The 786-nt window shown below is 62.0% G+C and carries 2 protein-coding genes; both read left to right on the top strand.

Annotated features, from left to right (window positions below):
• The first annotated feature begins 49 nt into the window (after positions 1-49).
• Complete coding sequence (locus USH94_RS22620) at positions 50-451, top strand: cag pathogenicity island Cag12 family protein (protein ID WP_111966157.1); 402 nt, start codon at positions 50-52, stop codon at positions 449-451.
• A gap of 89 nt (positions 452-540) precedes the next feature.
• Positions 541-786 (top strand): TrbM/KikA/MpfK family conjugal transfer protein (locus USH94_RS22615; RefSeq protein ID WP_320731358.1); only part of this gene is annotated, 246 nt, incomplete at its 3' end.

Raw genomic sequence — 786 nt, 5'->3', positions numbered from 1 at the left:
GACGTCTATTTTAAACCCCTGCACATGCAGGCCATGAAGGAGAGTTTCAATGATGCTGCCTAAACTGACCGGCCTGACGGCGCTGGCCGTCCTCCTGGCGGGCTGCTCCTCACCGCCGGAGCCTGCGGCCGTTGACTGGTCGCAACCGGCGCAGCCGGTAACGGCCACCCTGCCGGTATGGGAACCCAACCGCCTGATCGTGGCCTCGCCGGTAACGGAGGGGCACTGGTCGCAGGTGCTTGCCCGCTTCGAACCCGGTGGGGTTTACCCGGCCACACAGTGGTACGCGGTGGCGCACGCCTCGCGGGCGGTGGTGATTGCCCCCGACGGCCAGCGCTACTTTGCGGCTAAAACCTGGCTACGTGACGGCGGCTATCCCGGGGTCGTTGAGTATCGTCCCCGCCCCGGCAGCCTGACCTGCAACACGTCGGAAATTGTCTTCTACCGATAACGGCGGTAGGTGTCTGAGTCCTTCAGACCGTCACCGGCGTTGAACAACCACCGGGCGTTAGTGCCCTTATCCCCTCAGAGGAATGAATCATGAAGCATACCGTAATCACGGCGGCGCTGCTGTGCGCCCTCGCCTGCCCGACGTTCGCTGCCGACGGCCAGAAAGCCGACCCGAACGATCCGTGCGCGATCGTGCTGTGCCTGGCCGGAAAGCTTGACGGCAGCAGTCCCGCCGAATGTGACCCGATGTATAAAACGTTCATGTCAGTTAAGAAGAAAAACAAGCACGGCTTTCTTCCCGGCCACACGTCGGACGCAAGAAAGAAAATGCTCAAT

This window comes from Enterobacter sp. 148H3, from assembly GCF_034107425.1.
Classification (GTDB): Bacteria; Pseudomonadota; Gammaproteobacteria; order Enterobacterales; family Enterobacteriaceae; genus Enterobacter; species Enterobacter vonholyi.
This window is presented reverse-complemented; position numbering and strand designations above follow the sequence as displayed.